Genomic DNA, 15402 nt, shown 5'->3' on the forward strand with positions numbered 1-15402 from the left:
CTGTCAGTGACCCGGCCGTACGGTGCCCGGCATGAACGATTTCGACTTCCTCGAAGGCACCTGGAACGTCCACAACAGGCGCCTGGTCAAGCCGCTCACCGGCAGCGACACCTGGGACGAGTTCCCCGGCCGGATCACCGCCACCCGGCACTTCGGCGGCGCCGCCAGCTTCGACGAGATCACCTTCCCCACCAAGGGCTTCAACGGGCTGACCCTGCGGCTGTACAACCCCGAGACGCGGCAGTGGTCGATCTACTGGGCCAACAGCTCCCGGGGCGTGCTCGACCTGCCGCCCATGGTCGGCGGCTTCGACGGCGACCAGGGCCTGTTCTACGCCGACGACCAGCACGAGGGGACGCCGGTGCGGTGCCGGTTCCTCTGGACGCTCCAGGGGCCGGACGCCTGCCGGTGGGAGCAGGCGTTCTCCGTCGACGGGGAGCGGACCTGGGAGACGAACTGGACGATGGACAGCGTCCGGGCGTGACCTGGGGCTACGCGCCGCCGTTCACCCAGAGCAGGAAGCCGGCGGTGAGCGCCGCCGCCAGCAGGGCGACCCCGCACACCAGGATCATCCACCACCACCCGGACCTGGCCGCCTTGGCCTCGTACACGGGCACGTCGGGGAGCATGTCCGGGGTGTAGGGCAGGCGGCGGGTGAACGAGCCCGGCGGGTCGTCCTGCCGGTGCGGAGGCACGGGCCCGCCCCCGTACGGCTGCGGACCGGGGTACGGACCGGGGTGCGGCCTCGGCCGGGGTCCGGGGTACGGGCCGACCGGGGGCGCGGGGTACGGGCCGGACGGGGGCGCGGGGTGCGGCCCGGTCGGCTGCTGGGGCCAGCGGCGCCGGATCGTCACGTCGGGGTCGGGCTGGCCGGGCTGCTCTGGATTCATGGTTCCCTCGACGCGCGCGCGGAGCCGGATTTTCCCACCATTGTCACATCTCCTGTGGCTGCCCGAGGACGGCTCAGGCGGGCCCGTCGGCGGGCGGCTGCCACCCCGGCTGCGGCCCCTGCGGCCCGCTCGGCGGCTGCTGCTGCCAACCGGGCTGCGGCCCCTGCGGCTGGCCGTACGGACCCTGCGGTCCTTGCTGCTGCCAGCCCTGCTGCGGACCCTGCTGCGGACCCTGCTGCCAGTGCTGGGGCTGCTGCGGGGCCTGGGGGCCGGCCTGCTGGGGCGGGGTCCGGCGGGCGATCACGCCGGCGATCAGCAACGAGACGCCGGTCACCATGAGCACGAAGGAGACCAGGTTCACCAGCAGGAAGACGACGTCGATGCCGCCCGGGCCGAACGACTCCAACAGGACGCCGATCATCAGCAACTGCGCGAGCCGCACCAGCGAGTCGAGGAACAGCGCGAGGCAGCCGAACATGCCGAGGGTCGCCCCGCGGCCGTGGTTGCGCCGGTTCATGCCCAGCAGCACGGTGCCCGCCAGCAGCAGCACGCTGATCAGGGCGGTGGTGCCGATCCCGACGTAGTTTCCGATGTTGAACATGCGGTTCAGGTCTCCAGCCCGTTGAGGGGATGTCCGCGTAGAGACGTTACGGGGTGGGACGCGCGAGATCCACCGCCTCACTCAGGGACTCCAGGTCGAAGTCACCCTGATGGCGCAGGCCGTTGACGAACAGGGTGGGCGTGCCGCGAACGCCGCTGGCGTGGCCGGACGCCTCGTCGCGGGCGACGCGGGCGCTCTGGGCGGGCACGTCCGGCCACGGTTCGACGCCGAGCCCGGCGGCGTAGCGGGCGAGGTCCTCGTCGGTGAGGTGGCGCTGGTTGCGGAACAGCAGGTCGTGCATCTCCCAGAACCGGCCGCCCCGGGCCGCGCCCTCCGAGGCCAGCGCGGCGGCGACGGCGCGCGGGTGCACGGTGCGCAGCGGGTAGTGGCGGAAGACGATCCGCAGGTCGGGGTGGCGGCGGCGCAGTTCCGGGAGCACCGGGTGGAGGCGGCCGCAGTAGGGGCATTCGAAGTCGCCGTACTCGACGATCGTCACCGGCGCGTCCGGCGGGCCGAGCACGTGGTCGTCCGGCCCGACGGGCTCGCTGAGCAGCACCGGCAGCTCCTCCTCCGGCTCCGTGCCCGGCGGGGCGCACACGCCGCCCCGGTCCCAGGCCAGCTTGAAGATCACCCAGCCGAGCAGCGCCGACATCAGCGACCCGGCCAGGATGCCGATCTTCGCCTCGCTGTGCACGAGCGGGTCCTCGAAGGCCAGGTCGACGATGAACAGGGCGACGGTGAACCCGATGCCCGACACGGCCGCGCCGCCGAGGATCTGGCCCCACACCAGGTTGCCCGGCAGCACGCCCCAGTTGAGCCGCAGCGGCAGCCAGGTGCCGAGCGTGATGCCGGTGATCTTGCCGAGGAGCAGGCCGAGCGCGACGCCGAGCGCGATGGGCGAGGTCGCGGCGGCCCGCAGCGTGTCGCCGTCGAGCCGGACCCCGGCGTTGGCCAGGGCGAAGACCGGCACGATGACGTAGCTGCTCCACGGGTGCAGGCGGAGCTGGAGCCGTTCGTTGACCGAGACCGCCCGGCGCACCAGCCGGGTGGCGCGCTCGGCCGCGCGCGGGCTGGGGGAGGAGGTGAACTCCTGCACGGCCTCCCCGGCGCGCAGCAGCTTGTGGTCGCTGGGCGCGTACACGAACACGAGGACGCCGAGCGCGATGCCGACCAGGGTGGGGTGGACGCCGCTCTCCAGCGTGGCCACCCACAGCGCGAAGCCGAGCACGATGTAGGCGGGCGCCCGCCAGATGCGCAGCCAGCGCAGGGTCACGATCGCGGCCAGCAGCAGGATCGCGGTGACCAGCGCGGGGACCACCAGCGTCGCGGTGTAGAAGATCGCGATGATCATGATGGCCAGGATGTCGTCCACGATGGCCAGCGTGAGCAGGAAGGCCCGCAGCGGGTACGGGCACCGGGCCCCCACGACGGCGAGCAGCCCGAGCACGAACGCGGTGTCGGTGGCGATCGGCACGCCCCACCCGGCGGCGCCGGGCCCGCCCGCGTTGAAGACGAGGTAGACGGCCGCGGGCACGAGCATGCCGCCGAACGCGGCGATCGCGGGCACGGCGATCAGCCGCCGGTCGGCGAGCTGGCCCAGCCGCGCCTCGTACGAGATCTCCAGGCCGATGACGAAGAAGAAGATCGTCATGAGCCCGTCGTTCACCCAGTGGCGCAGGTCGAGGGAGAACGTGGCGTCGCCGAAGGACAGGCCCATCGGGGTGTGCCAGAACGCCTCGTAGGTGTCGCCCCAGGGCGAGTTCGCCCACAGCAGGGCCAGCACCGTGGCCGCGAGCAGCACGCTGGTGCTGCCCGCCTCGGTCTTCAGAAACGCCCGCAGCATGCCCCGACCCCCTGAGGCCATGATCCCCGGCGGCTCTTCCGGGTTGGGTGAGGCGAGAGCAGCAAACCAGTGAAATGACCCCCATTTATGGGTCTTTTCAGGAGGCGGCGGGCTCGTTACGTTCCAACAGCGTGCAAGAAATCGGGGGACACCGAAACACTCACCCTCTTCGCGGAGGAGCCATATGCGCTTCCACCTCCCCAAGGGAGTGGCCCGAGCCGGAACCCTGGCCGTGGCCCTCACCCTTCCGCTCGCGCTGGTCACCCCGGCCCAGGCGGACCCGAGCCCCTCGTCGCTCGCCAGGTCCGTCAAGGCGCAACTCGTCACCCGGCACCTGGAGGCGTTCCAGCGGATCGCCGACGCCAACGGCGGCACCCGGGCCTCCGGCACCCCCGGCTACGACGCCTCCCGCGACTACGTGGCCGGGCAGCTGCGCCGCGCCGGTTACCGGGTGACGCTGCAGCCGTTCGAGTTCCCGTTCTTCCAGGAGAACGCCACGGCGGCCATGCAGCGCGTCTCGCCGAACCCGCGCACGTTCACCCCGACGCCGCCGGACGGCAGCTCGGTCGGCGAGTTCGCGACCATGACCTACTCGGGCTCCGGCGACGTCACCGCCACCCTCCAGAACGTCGACCTGCAGCTCCCGCCGCCGCCCACCCCCGGCTCCACCTCCGGCTGCGAGGCCGCCGACTTCGCCGGGTTCACGCCGGGCAACATCGCGCTCGTCCAGCGCGGCTCCTGCGACTTCCGGGTCAAGGCGGAGAACGCCCAGGCGGCAGGCGCCGTCGCCGTGATCATCTTCAACGAGGGCCAGCCCGGCCGCACCGACACCCTCCAGGGCACGCTGGGCGTGCCCGTGACGATCCCGGTCGTCGGCACGAGCTTCGCCGTGGGCCAGGAGCTGGCCGCCACCGCGGGCACCGTGATGCGCGTGGCGACCGACACCGAGAGCGAGATCCGCGTCACCCACAACGTGATCGCCGAGTCGCGCGGCGGCAACCCGGACAACGTCGTCATGCTCGGCGCCCACCTCGACAGCGTGGTGCCCGGTCCCGGCATCAACGACAACGGCACCGGCAGCGCGGGCATCCTGGAGACCGCCCTGCTCATGTCGCGGCTGCCGACGGTCAACAAGATGCGCTTCGCCTGGTGGGGCGCCGAGGAGCTGAACCTGCTCGGCTCGGAGCACTACGTGGCGAACCTGACGCCCGACGAGCTGGCCAGGATCAAGCTGTACCTGAACTTCGACATGATCGGCTCGCCGAACTTCGCGTACAAGATCTACGACGGTGACGACTCCGACGCGACGGGCGCGCCGGCCGGGCCGCCCGGATCCGCCGAGATCGAGCAGACGTTCGCGCGCTACTTCGACACGCTGCGCCTGGGCCACGTCGGCACCGACTTCGACGGCCGCTCCGACTACGGGCCGTTCATCGCGGCGGGCATCCCGGCGGGCGGCCTGTTCACCGGCGCCGAGGGCGTCAAGACGCCGGAGGAGCAGGCGCTGTTCGGCGGCACCGCCGGCGAGCCGTACGACCCGTGCTACCACAAGGCGTGCGACACGATCGCCAACGTCAGCACCAAGGCGCTGCTGGTGAACACCGGCGCGATCGTGCACTCGGCCGTCACCTACGCCTACGACCGGAGCCTGCCGGGAGCGGGCGGCGCGCGCACGACCGCGGCCAAGGCGAGTGCCGCCGCCGTGACCGCGCAGGTGCAGGCCACCCGCTGACCGGGTGAGGGGAGCGGCGCGGGCCGCTCCCCTCCAGGTCACAGCCCGCGCAGGTAGGCCAGCGACGGCATGAAGAAGTACTCGCCGCCCTTCATCGTGACCGTCTGGGGCACCTGCCGGTGCGGCGGCGACTGCTCCGGCTCGCCCCACACCTTCGGGAAGGTGACCTTGACGTCACGCGCCCCCTGGCCGATCACCGGGTCGTGGCCGGTGGCCGGGCGCTCGAAGTCCGGGTTGTCGGCCCAGCTCTGCTGGGTGAACTCGAACTGGTCGAGCAGGCTGCTGTTGAAGGCCATGAACAGCAGGCCCACCTCGCCGCTCGGGCGCGTGTGCGGGGGCGCGTCGTCCCACGGGTCGTCGGCGCGCTCCCCGTAGGTCTGGCCCCGCCTGGCCATGAGCACCTCACGGCCGAACGAGCGCGGGTTCGTCTTCCTGATGTGCCCGCTGAACGGGCACTTGGTGCCGTCCGGGTCGGCGTCGAAGGTGAAGTCGTTGACCACCGGGCCGCCGCCCGCCTTCGGCTTGAGCGTGAGCGGGGTGCCGTCCTTGAACCGGCCGACGAGCATCGCGCCCGCCCGGTCGCGGTCGGCGCCCGTCAGGCCCAGGCTGTCGGCCAGCTCCTGCTCGATCTCCTTGAACGCGCGGACGTTCTGCTCCAGCTTGCGGAAGACGAAGTAGCTGCCGAAGTGACGCTCCGGGTCCGGCGCCAGCGGGTCCGGCACCAGGACGCCGCTCAGCGGGAACGCCGGGTTCCAGTGCTTCCCGGGCTCCTTGTCCACCTCGTCTTTGAGGAACAGCGGCTGGCTGCGGCCGTCGACGTAGCCGAAGTGTTCGATGCCGTCGCCCGCCGGGTTGCGCATGCCCCGGCCGCTCTCCTCGCCCAGCAGCCGGGCGCTCTCGGGCAGGTCGCGCAGGAACCGCTCGCGCAGCGCCGCCACCGGCTCCGGCTCGGCGTCGCCGATGAGGATGACGGCGTGGATCTCCCGCTGGTAGCAGTTCTCCCACTCCTCCACCGGCGGGTCGTTCACCTCGGCGACGCGCCGCTTCATCCCGTCGCGGAACACCACGTCGCCGAACCTGCGCATGTCCTCGACCGAGTGGCCGAGGTCGCGGTAGCCGGCCTTGCTCAGGCCGACGCCCACGTACGGGGTGCCGCGCCGCCCGTCGCGGGCGTGGTCGCGCACCTCCTTCAGGTGCTCGCGGGCCGACTTCATGCTGGTCACCGCGATCTTCCTCAGGTAACGCCTGCCCTCCGCGACGTCGTTGAAGCGGACGAACAGCACCGTCAGGTGCTCGCGGACGTGCGCGCGCAGGATGTTCGGCTGGAGGTTGTCCAGCATCGCCCTGGTGTCGGCGTCGAGCGTGGCCGAATCCCAGGCCAAGGGCTGTTCGTTGGTCAGGTCGACTGGCATGGCCGAGTCCTCTCCCCGTTGGCGAATCGTGTTCGTGCCCGGGCCCCTGCCTCTAAGGACTCCCGGGAGAGGCAGAAGGTTTCCGCGAAGGGGACTTTCTGATTTCCCGATCCCCGGGCTACCCCGGCGGTCGTATCCGGCGGCCACCCTCAGGGAGGATTCGCCGCCCGCGCGCGGATGGCAGCGTGGGGGCATGGACGTGTTGCGGACGGCGCTGGGCGCCGCATGCCTGGTGTACGGGGTGGTCTTCGCCGTGGCGGCGCTGCTGCACGCCGGGATCGCGGTGGTGCCGCTGAGCCAGCCGGTGATCGTCCCGGCCGCGATCGTGGAGACGGCCTGCGCGTGCGCGCTCGCCGTGGCAGGCTACGGCGCGCTGGCCCGGCGGCCGTGGGCGTGGGACGGGATCGTCTACGCGCACGCCGCCGCGCTGTCGGGGGTGCTGCTGGGCATCCTGGCCGTCGCGTTCGGCGCGACCGATCCCGACCCGCTGCTCGACTGGTATCACCGCTCGGTCGCCGTGCTGCTCGGGATCGGGCTGGGCGGCGCCTTCTACGTCTCCAGAGTGCGCAGGTAGGCGGCGGCCTCGGCGACCTGCTCCTCGGTGAAGACCCGGATGCCGTGCTCCTCCAGCAGCGCCGTCGTCACGCCCTGACCGGCGACCCGGCGGCCGGCGAACGTGCCGTCGTAGATCGCCAGCGCGCCGCACGACGGGCTGCCCTCCTTGAGCACGGCCAGCCGCGCCCCGGCGTCACGGGCGGCGGCCAGCGCGGCCCGCGCGCCGGCCACGAACTCGGCGGTGACGTCGGAGCCGTCGGCCGCCAGCACCCGGGCCGTCCCGGCCAGCACCGCCGCGCCGCCCGCGCCGCCCTCGATCTCGGCGGCCGGGCGCGGGATCGCCAGCCCGCCCTCGACCTCCGGGCAGAACGGCACCAGCCGGCCCTCCCGCCACCAGGCGGCCAGCCGCTCGTCGGAGCTGGTCTTGGCGCCGCCGTCGTAGCGCACCCGACGGCCCATCAGGCACGCGCTGACCAGGATGCTTTCCACGCCTTCGATCCTATGAGCGCGATCGGGGCGAGCGGGACGGCGGCCAGCGCCAGCACGCACCCGAAGACCCACGCGTACGGCCGGTCCGCGCCCGCCCGGGTGAACACCTGGAGCAGCACGGCCGCCAGCGCGACGCCCACCGGGGACGCGACCCGTACGGCGATGGTGCTGAGCGTGGTCGCGGCCGGGAGCGCGGCCCGGTCCAGGGTGCGGAACGCGGCGGCCATCAGCGACGGCGACACCAGCCCGTGCCCGAGCCCCAGCACGAGCACCGGCAGCACCCCGCCCCACGCCGCGTAGCCGGCGATGCCCGCCACCACCAGCGCCACCCCGGCGGTCGCGACGCCGCGCGGGCCCCGGCTGTCGGTGAGCCTGCCCGCGAGGGGCATGGTGAGCGCCGCGCCGACGCCCAGGGGGGCCAGCAGCAGTCCGGCCTCCAGCGCGCTGCCGCCCTGGGCGAGCTGGCTGTGCAGCGGGATGAGCACGGTCACGCCGAACGCCGCCGCCGAGTAGCAGGCCAGCGCCGCCACCGCCGCCGCGAACGCACGGTCGCCGAACAGCCGCAGGTCCACGAGCGCCGGCGGCGTCCGCGGGCGCCGTGCCACGGACGCCGCCGGGGTCCGCAGGCCGCGGGCGACGAAGGCCGTCAGCAGGGCCGCGCCGATCCACGGCGCCGGATGCGCGGGCGAGGCCCCGTCGCCGACCTCCGACAGGCCGAACACCAGCGCGGCCAGCCCGGGGGACAGCAGGGCCAGCCCGGCGACGTCCAGCCCGGCCGCCCCGGCGGGCTCGTCGCGCGGCAGCAGCAGCGCCGCCGCGACCAGCGCGGCGGCGCAGACGGGCAGGTTGACCAGGAACAGCCAGCGCCAGCCCGGCCCGTCGAGGAGCACGCCGCCGAGCACCGGCCCCGCCACGGGCGCCAGCATCGCCGGGACGGAGATCAGCGCCATCGCCCGGCCCATCCGCTCGGGGCCCGCCGCCCCCGCGAGCATCGCCTGCCCGACGGGGAGCAGCAGCCCGCCGCCGAGCCCCTGGACCGCGCGGAAGGCCACCAGCGAGCCCACCGACCAGGCGGCGGCGCACAGAGCCGACCCGGCGCCGAACAGCAGCAGGGAGACCAGCCACACCTTCCGGGCGCCGAACCGGCCGACCGCCCAGCCCGAGAGGGGCACGGTCATCACCAGGGCGAGCAGGTAGCCGGTCGCCACCCACTGCGTGTCGGCCAGGCTCGCGCCGAACCCGCCCGCCAGGGGGCCGAGCGCCACGTTGACGATCGTCGTGTCGAGCATCGTCATGACCACGCCGAGCAGCACGACCGGCCCGGTGGTTCGTACGTTGTCTCGCATGCCGTACAGCGTATTACTTCCGTACACTGTAGCGGCTGGCTTAGGATGGCGGTGTGAGTTCCGTCTGGTCACGCCCCGCGCCGCAGCGGCGCCCCGCGCTGACCCGGGAGGCGATCGTCGCCGCAGCCGTGGCCGTCGCCGACGCCGAAGGGCTGGCCGCGGTCTCCATCCGCCGCGTCGCCGCCGAGCTCGGCGCCCGCGCGATGAGCCTCTACACTTACATCGAGCGCAAGGAGGACCTGCTCGCGCTCATGCTCGACGAGATCAGCGCCGAGCTCGACACCGGCGAGCCGCTGCCCGCCGACTGGCGCGAGGCGCTGGTCCAGCTCGCCAGGGCCGAGCGCGACCTGGTGCGCCGCCACCCCTGGCGGGTCGAGCTGATCTCCCAGCCCGTCGCCGTCGGCCCCAACGGGCTGCGCCACGTCGAGCGCAGGCTGTCCGCGTTCGACGGGCTCGGCCTGGACCGGCTGCAGACCTGGCGCGCGATGGCGGCGGTCGTCGACTACGTGACCGGCTTCGTCGTCCGCGAGGCCGCCGAGCGCGCCCGGCCCCGCGCCGACGGCGTCAACGACGCCGAGCGCGCCGCGCTCGCCGAGCCCTACATCCGCGACCTCGTCGCCACGGGCGAGTTCCCCCGGCTCGCCCCCATGATCGAGCAGGGTGTGCGGGGCGCCGACGACACCTTCGAGCGCGGCCTGCGCTGGGTCCTGGACGGAATCGAGGGCGACCTGCCCGGGCGATAGCCTTGCCCCCGATGAACACCACCGTCGCCACGATCGTCATCGCCGGCTCGCTGCTGCTCGCGCTGGCGAGCCTGATCACCGCCATCCGCGACCGGCCCATGGGCATGGTCCTGCTGGGCGGCTTCGCCGTCCTCGAAGTGGCCGTGCTCGTGCAGCTCGGCATCGTGATCGCGGCGGTGGCCGGCGGCGCCGGGCCGGACGACACCGTCACGCTCTTCGGCTACCTCGGCGGCATGGTGCTCATCCCGCCCGCCGGGGTGTTCCTCGCCCTGGCCGAGCGCAGCCGGTGGGGCCCGGCGATCCTGGTGGTGGCCGGGTTCGCGATCGCGGTGATGACCGGGCGGGTGCTGCAGATCTGGCAGGGCGTCGCATGAGCCACGCCCCCATCGGCGCCGGTCCCGGCCGCGCGCTGATCGCCCTGTACGGGCTGTTCGCGCTGGCCGCCGGCGCGCGGGCCGGCGTGCAGATCGCCACCCGGTTCGGCGAGGCGCCGCTGGCCTACTCGCTGTCGGCGTTCGCCGCGCTCGTCTACGTGCTGCTCACCGTCGCCCTCGTGCGCGGCGCCCGGCGGCTCGCGCTGGCCGCGCTCGGCATCGAGCTGGCCGGGGTCCTCGTCATCGGCACCGCGAGCCTGCTCGACCCGGCCGCCTTCCCCGACGCCACCGTGTGGTCCGGTTACGGCCGCGGCTATCTGTACATTCCGCTGGTGTTGCCGCTGGTGGGCCTCTATTGGCTGCTGCGCAGGCGTTAGCGAGCCGTCTGGGCGGGCAGCAACGTCACCCATGAGTACGATCGAACACTCCGTAGACGTCAATGTTCCCGTCAGGGTCGCGTACGACCAGTGGACCCAGTTCGAGAGCTTCCCCGAGTTCATGGAGGGCGTCGAGTCCATCAAACAGCTCACCGACACGCGCACGCACTGGATCACCGAGATCGCGGGCGTCAAGCGCGAGTTCGAGGCCGAGATCACGGAGCAGCACCCGGACGAGCGCATCGCCTGGCGGTCGATCGACAAGCCGAGCCAGTCCGGCGTGGTCACCTTCCACCGGCTCGACGCCGACACGACCCGGGTCAAGCTCCAGATGGAGTACGACCCGCAGGGGTTCGTGGAGACCGCCGGTGACTGGCTGCAGATCGTCAAGCTCCGCGTCCGCGGCGACATGGAGCGGTTCAAGACGTTCATCGAGTCGCGCGGCGGCGAGACCGGCGCCTGGCGCGGCGACGTGCCCGGCCCGCACCAGCACGGCTCCAGCCTCGGCGGGAGCGACCGGCCGATGCCGCCCGGCACCGTAGGCGGCGGCGACCCGTACTCCGACGGTCCTCCGCTGCCCCCGCCCGGCCCGCTGGGCGGCACCCACGACGACCCCCCGCAGGGACCGCGCCCGGTCCTGTAGGCGCTCAGGAACGGTCCCGCAGGCAACCGAAGGCCCCCGGCTCAGCCGGGGGCTTTGCCATGTCCGCGCCCCGGTTGAGCGGGGAGTTTGTCAGGTTGCGGAATAGATGCGCGTTTTGCTCCTGTTAAGATGGTGATTCATCCCATGATTAGATGAGTGGAGGACCAGACCCGGCATGACTGTGCTCGCCGCCCCCGAGTCCCGAGGAAGAACCAACTCCCTCGCCTGGCTCCTCGTGCTGGGAATCGTCCTCGCGGCCCTCAACCTGCGCACCGCCGTGACCAGCGTCGGCCCCCTGCTCGACCAGCTCGCCGCCGGCCTCGGCATGACCAGCGTCGGGACCGGCCTGCTCACCACGCTGCCCGTGCTGGCCTTCGCCACCGTCGGCGCGATCACGCCCACGCTGGCCCACCGCGTCGGGCAGCACCGCCTGCTGCTGCTCGCGCTCGTCACGCTCGGCGCCGGCATGCTCGTCCGGGCGCTCGTCGACTCCGCGCCGGTCTTCCTGCTCAGCAGCGCGGTCGCGCTCTCGGGCGGCGCGGTCGGCAACGTGCTCATCCCGTCGCTGATCAAGCGCCACTTCCCGGCCCGCACCGGGGTCATGACGACCGTCTACACCACCGCCCTGGCCACCGGCACCATGCTCGCCGCCGCGGCCACCGTGCCGATCGAGCGCGCCTCCGGCGACTGGCACGTCGCGCTCGGCGTGTGGGCCGCGTTCGCCGCGATCGCCGCCGTGCCGTGGCTGGCGCTGCTGCGCAGCGAGCCGGAGCGCGCCAAGGCCCGCGCCGGCGCCGGCATGCGCAGCCTGGCCAGGAGCAAGCTGGCCTGGACGGTCGCCGTCTACTTCGGCACCCAGTCGATGATCGCCTACATCATGTTCGGCTGGCTGGCCACGATCCTCACCGACTCCGGCTACACCACCGCGCAGGCCGGGATGGTCCTCGGCGTGTTCACCGCGCTGAACATCCCCGTCTCCATCCTGATCCCGGTCGTCGCCTCGCGCTTCCGCGACCAGCGGCCCATCGTGGTCGGCCTGGTCGTCGCCTACGTCATCGGCTTCTTCGGGCTGTGGTTCGCGCCCGCCTCGACCGCGCCGGTCTGGGTGGTGTTCGTGGCGATCGGCATGGGCTCGTTCCCGCTCGCGCTGACCATGCTGGCACTGCGCACCCGCACGCCCGAGGCCACCGGCGCGCTGTCGGCGTTCGGGCAGAGCGTCGGCTATCTCATCTCCGGCGCCGGTCCGCTTCTCGTCGGGGTGCTGCGCGAGGCCGGCGGCGGCTGGGCGCTGCCGTACACGATGATGCTGGCCGTGATCGTCGTCCAGCTCGTGAGCGGCCTGTACGCGGGGCGCAACCGATACCTGGAGGACGAGCGGTCTGCCAGGATGACGGGGTGAACTCGACAGTCGTCACCTTCCCGCACGGTCATGTCAACGGCCGTTCCACGATCGTCGGGGCCGTGCCGGTGGGGGAGCGGCACGGCCTCGTTACCGCCGAGACGCCCTTCCACCCGCTCGACCACACCTGGCCCGACCAGCCCGCCGACCGGGGGACCATCGGCGGGCTGACCGTCGTGGACTGCGTGACCGGCGCGCTGCCCGGCTCCGGCGGCGAGGTCGCGCTCGGCTCCGGCATCCCGGTGCGGCGCGGCTCCGACGGCTGGCGGTGGCTGGTCGTGCACGTGACCGAGGAGCCGCTGTCGGTCGGCGCCGAGGTCGACCTGGTGGTCGACGCCGGTCACCGGGCCGCGCTCTCGGCCGGGCACACCGCCTGCCACCTGGCCGCGCTCGCGCTCAACGCCGCGCTGGCCGGGCGCTGGCGCAAGGAGACCGCCGCCGACGGGCTCGGCCACCCCGACTTCGACCAGAGCGCGATCACCTCCTCGCGGATCGTCCCGTACGGGAGCGTGGACGTCTACCGGCTGGGCAAGTCGCTGCGCAAGAAGGGGTTCACCGCCGAGGGGCTGGACCCGGCCCAGGTCGCGGCCGAGGTGAACGAGCGGCTCAAGGGCTGGGTGGCGTCCGGCGCGCCGGTGCGGCTGGACGTGCCGGGGCCGGAGCTCACCGCCCGCCGCACCTGGTCGTGCGCGCTGCCCGAGGGCGAGGCGTCGATCCCGTGCGGCGGCACGCACGTCGGCTCGGCCGCCGAGCTGGGCGGGGTCACGGTGGAGCTGGCCCTGGAGGAACAGGCGCTCACCATGCGCACGACCGTGACGCCGTGAACCGTCAGCACGCGCTGACAGCCGTAAGCGTGTCAGCACGTGTTGACAAGCGGGTGCTTGTCAGCGCATGCTGACAGCATGAGCGTCACAGAACTCGCCGAAGCGGCGGCCGATCGCGACCCGGGCACCGGCCTGGCCGCCGTCGCCGCGCTCCGGGTCCTGCTGGAGGAGCTGGAGGCCATGCACGTCTCCAACGCCCGCGCCCAGGGCTGGTCATGGGAGCAGGTGGCCGACGCGCTCGGCGTCAAACGGCAGTCCGCCCACCGCAAGCACGCCCGCCGGATCGGGAGGTAACACGATGCTGACGAGATTCACCGACGGCGCCCGCCGCACGATGATCAGGGCCGGCACGCTCGCCCTCGACGCCGGCCGGCCAGTCCTCGACACCGACCTGCTCCTGCTCGCGCTGGCCGAGATCCGGCCCTTCACGCTCGACGCCTTCACCGCCACCCCCGAGGCCGTGCGCGAGCACGTCGACACCGGCGACGCCCGCGCGCTGCTGGCCACGCTCGGCATCGACCTCGCCGAGGTGCACCGCCGCACCCGTGCCGGGGCCGACCGGCCCGACCTGTGGCGGCTGCGCCGCACGCCGCTGCGCCCGCTGCGCGTCGTGCTGTACGGGCCGCTCGGCGCGATCCCGCTGGCCATGCACGCCCGCAAGGCCGTCGAGGTGGCCCAGTGGAAGCCCGGCCCCGTCACCGGCGAGCGCCTGCTGTGGGGCCTGCTCGCCGACGGCGCCAACGGGGCCGGCCGCATCCTCCACGCGACCGGCGTCGACCTGCCCCGGCTCGTCGACGAGGCCGGCATCCCGCGGGCCGTTCACGCCTGATCGGCGGCCAGGCGGGTCAGCTTGTCCGGGTTGGCGATCAGGTAGATCGTCGCGATCCGCCCGTCCACGACGACGAGGGACGCCACGGTCACCACGCGTCCCGCCGCCCGGATCACCGCCGCCGGGCCGCCGTTCACCTCCGCGACCTCGAACGACAGCTCCGCGTCCGGCGGGGTCCCCACCGACGCCAGGAACCGGGCGATCCCCTCCTCCGAGCTGATCGACACCAGCCAGCGGGAGATCGGGGCCGCGCCCGTCATCACCCGCAGCGGCGCCCTGGCCTTGCCGCCGCTGTCGCTGATCAGCGTGACCTCGTCGGCCAGCAGCTCGATCAGGCCGCCGAGGTCGCCGTTCGCCGAGGCGCCGATGAAGCGCTCGGTGATGCGCCGCCGGGCCGCCCGGTCCGCCTCGTAGCGCGGCCGCTTCTCCCGCACGTGCTCGCGCGCCCGCCTGGCGAGCTGCCGGGTGGCCGCCTCGCCCCGCCCGATCACCTCCGCGATCTCCCCGAACGGCAGGTCGAACGCCTCCCTCAGCACGAACACGGCCCGCTCCAGCGGCGAGAGCGTCTCCAGCACCACCAGCAGCGCCAGCTCCACGCTGTCGGCCAGCTCGGCGTGCTCGGCCACGTCCGGCGTCGTGCCCACCGGCTCCGGCAGCCACGGACCCACGTACGCCTCCCGCCGTGAGCGCGCCCACCGCAGCCGGTCCAGCGCCAGCCTCGACGTCACCCGCACCAGGAACGCCTTCGGGTCGGCGATCTCGTTCTCGTCCACCCCGGACCAGCGCAGCCACGCCTCCTGCACGACGTCCTCGGCGTCGGCCATGCTGCCCACGATCCGGTAGGCCACCCCGATCAGCAGGCGGCGATGTTCTTCGAAGGTAGACATGAACCCATAGACGTATCACGGCCACCCGGGCGTGACACGGGGGTGCCGAGATTCCGATACACTGGCGTCGCATCGCAAGGGGCTATGGCGCAGTTGGTAGCGCGCCTCCATGGCATGGAGGAGGTCTGGGGTTCGAATCCCCATAGCTCCACCCACAATCGGCGAAGGCCCCGGGGACGTCCCCGGGGCCTTCGCCGTGCTGCCCGTCAGTAGCGGTAGTGCCGGTAGTGGCGCCGCTTGCCGAAGGACTTGCTCACGTGGAAGCCGCCGGGCAGGCGCACGGTGACGTGACGGCGGCCGTCGGGCGTCGTCGACACGTGGAAGCGGCGGTTGCCGAAGCTGTGGCCGACGCCGTGCCGTGAGAGGTTGACCCGGAACGGGCCCACCTTGATCGACTTTCTGTAGTGCCAGCCCACTGCCCCTCCTCCGGAGTACGCGTCGTTCTCCTGGTGAAACGA

Annotated in this window: 19 protein-coding genes and 1 tRNA gene; 12 read left to right on the plus strand and 8 right to left on the minus strand. The window is 73.0% G+C overall.

Annotated elements, in window-relative coordinates:
• Positions 1-31: 31 nt before the first annotated feature.
• Positions 32-484 carry a hypothetical protein gene (locus ACWDXC_RS40555; RefSeq protein ID WP_219506846.1) on the plus strand — a complete coding sequence of 151 codons (453 nt, stop codon included), beginning with the start codon at positions 32-34 and terminating at the stop codon, positions 482-484.
• A gap of 7 nt (positions 485-491) precedes the next feature.
• Here the strand turns inward: ACWDXC_RS40555 and ACWDXC_RS40560 are convergent, their stop codons facing one another.
• The 3 genes from ACWDXC_RS40560 to nhaA form a co-directional block, all read right to left on the minus strand.
• The gene (locus ACWDXC_RS40560) at positions 492-890 is read right to left on the minus strand and encodes a hypothetical protein (RefSeq protein ID WP_449991532.1); all 399 of its coding nucleotides are present in this window, start codon (positions 888-890) and stop codon (positions 492-494) included.
• A gap of 73 nt (positions 891-963) precedes the next feature.
• On the minus strand, positions 964-1491 hold the full coding sequence (locus ACWDXC_RS40565) for a hypothetical protein (RefSeq protein ID WP_449991534.1): 528 nt from the start codon (positions 1489-1491) through the stop codon (positions 964-966).
• Between the two features lie 46 nt (positions 1492-1537).
• On the minus strand, positions 1538-3334 hold the full coding sequence (gene nhaA / locus ACWDXC_RS40570; RefSeq protein ID WP_449991537.1) for a Na+/H+ antiporter NhaA: 1797 nt from the start codon (positions 3332-3334) through the stop codon (positions 1538-1540).
• Positions 3335-3518: 184 nt separating this feature from the next.
• On the opposite strand from nhaA, the gene ACWDXC_RS40575 reads away from it, so the two are divergent.
• Complete coding sequence (locus ACWDXC_RS40575) at positions 3519-5066, plus strand: M28 family metallopeptidase (protein WP_449991540.1); 1548 nt, start codon at positions 3519-3521, stop codon at positions 5064-5066.
• 38 nt (positions 5067-5104) lie between these two features.
• Here the strand turns inward: ACWDXC_RS40575 and ACWDXC_RS40580 are convergent, their stop codons facing one another.
• Positions 5105-6478: a Dyp-type peroxidase gene (locus ACWDXC_RS40580; RefSeq protein ID WP_449991543.1), complete on the minus strand. Its 1374-nt coding sequence runs from the start codon at positions 6476-6478 to the stop codon at positions 5105-5107.
• A gap of 193 nt (positions 6479-6671) precedes the next feature.
• Between ACWDXC_RS40580 and ACWDXC_RS40585 the strand changes: the two genes are divergently transcribed.
• Entirely contained in the window at positions 6672-7052 is a 381-nt protein-coding gene (locus tag ACWDXC_RS40585; RefSeq protein WP_219506836.1) for a hypothetical protein, read from the plus strand.
• On the opposite strand, the gene ACWDXC_RS40590 is transcribed toward ACWDXC_RS40585, so the two are convergent.
• Both ACWDXC_RS40590 and ACWDXC_RS40595 read right to left on the minus strand, forming a co-directional pair.
• Positions 7028-7522, minus strand: a complete 495-nt coding sequence (locus tag ACWDXC_RS40590) for a DUF523 domain-containing protein (protein ID WP_364180892.1) — start codon at positions 7520-7522, stop codon at positions 7028-7030. The genes ACWDXC_RS40585 and ACWDXC_RS40590 overlap by 25 nt on opposite strands.
• Positions 7492-8868, minus strand: coding sequence for a DHA2 family efflux MFS transporter permease subunit (locus tag ACWDXC_RS40595; protein WP_449991547.1), 1377 nt, complete (start codon positions 8866-8868; stop codon positions 7492-7494). Before ACWDXC_RS40595 ends, ACWDXC_RS40590 begins: the two co-directional genes overlap by 31 nt.
• A gap of 53 nt (positions 8869-8921) precedes the next feature.
• Between ACWDXC_RS40595 and ACWDXC_RS40600 the strand changes: the two genes are divergently transcribed.
• The 8 genes from ACWDXC_RS40600 (at position 8922) to ACWDXC_RS40635 (ending at position 14057) form a co-directional block, all read left to right on the plus strand.
• Positions 8922-9611, plus strand: a complete 690-nt coding sequence (locus ACWDXC_RS40600; RefSeq protein ID WP_357588651.1) for a TetR/AcrR family transcriptional regulator — start codon at positions 8922-8924, stop codon at positions 9609-9611.
• An 11-nt stretch (positions 9612-9622) separates the two neighbouring features.
• Positions 9623-9985, plus strand: a complete 363-nt coding sequence (locus ACWDXC_RS40605) for a hypothetical protein (protein WP_357588649.1) — start codon at positions 9623-9625, stop codon at positions 9983-9985.
• Positions 9982-10362 (plus strand): hypothetical protein, encoded by a 381-nt coding sequence (locus tag ACWDXC_RS40610; protein WP_219506825.1) that lies wholly within the window; start codon positions 9982-9984, stop codon positions 10360-10362. Before ACWDXC_RS40605 ends, ACWDXC_RS40610 begins: the two co-directional genes overlap by 4 nt.
• Before the next feature lie 31 nt (positions 10363-10393).
• Positions 10394-11005, plus strand: a complete 612-nt coding sequence (locus ACWDXC_RS40615; RefSeq protein WP_449991551.1) for an SRPBCC family protein — start codon at positions 10394-10396, stop codon at positions 11003-11005.
• Positions 11006-11180: 175 nt separating this feature from the next.
• Complete coding sequence (locus ACWDXC_RS40620; protein WP_219506821.1) at positions 11181-12404, plus strand: CynX/NimT family MFS transporter; 1224 nt, start codon at positions 11181-11183, stop codon at positions 12402-12404.
• On the plus strand, positions 12401-13228 hold the full coding sequence (locus ACWDXC_RS40625; RefSeq protein ID WP_449991554.1) for a metal-dependent hydrolase: 828 nt from the start codon (positions 12401-12403) through the stop codon (positions 13226-13228). The genes ACWDXC_RS40620 and ACWDXC_RS40625 overlap by 4 nt, the downstream gene beginning before the upstream one ends.
• 78 nt (positions 13229-13306) lie before the next feature.
• Positions 13307-13522, plus strand: a complete 216-nt coding sequence (locus ACWDXC_RS40630; RefSeq protein ID WP_219506817.1) for a helix-turn-helix domain-containing protein — start codon at positions 13307-13309, stop codon at positions 13520-13522.
• Positions 13523-13526: 4 nt separating this feature from the next.
• Entirely contained in the window at positions 13527-14057 is a 531-nt protein-coding gene (locus tag ACWDXC_RS40635; protein ID WP_357588644.1) for a Clp protease N-terminal domain-containing protein, read from the plus strand.
• Here the strand turns inward: ACWDXC_RS40635 and sigJ are convergent.
• The gene (gene sigJ, locus ACWDXC_RS40640) at positions 14048-14944 is read right to left on the minus strand and encodes an RNA polymerase sigma factor SigJ (protein ID WP_449991557.1); all 897 of its coding nucleotides are present in this window, start codon (positions 14942-14944) and stop codon (positions 14048-14050) included. The genes ACWDXC_RS40635 and sigJ overlap by 10 nt on opposite strands.
• A gap of 78 nt (positions 14945-15022) precedes the next feature.
• On the opposite strand from sigJ, the gene ACWDXC_RS40645 reads away from it, so the two are divergent.
• Positions 15023-15095: transfer RNA gene (locus tag ACWDXC_RS40645), tRNA-Ala, on the plus strand.
• 55 nt (positions 15096-15150) lie between these two features.
• Here the strand turns inward: ACWDXC_RS40645 and ACWDXC_RS40650 are convergent.
• The gene (locus tag ACWDXC_RS40650) at positions 15151-15360 is read right to left on the minus strand and encodes a DUF4236 domain-containing protein (RefSeq protein WP_449991560.1); all 210 of its coding nucleotides are present in this window, start codon (positions 15358-15360) and stop codon (positions 15151-15153) included.
• Positions 15361-15402: the final 42 nt, after the last annotated feature.

It is taken from the genome of Nonomuraea sp. NPDC003214, assembly GCF_053590035.1.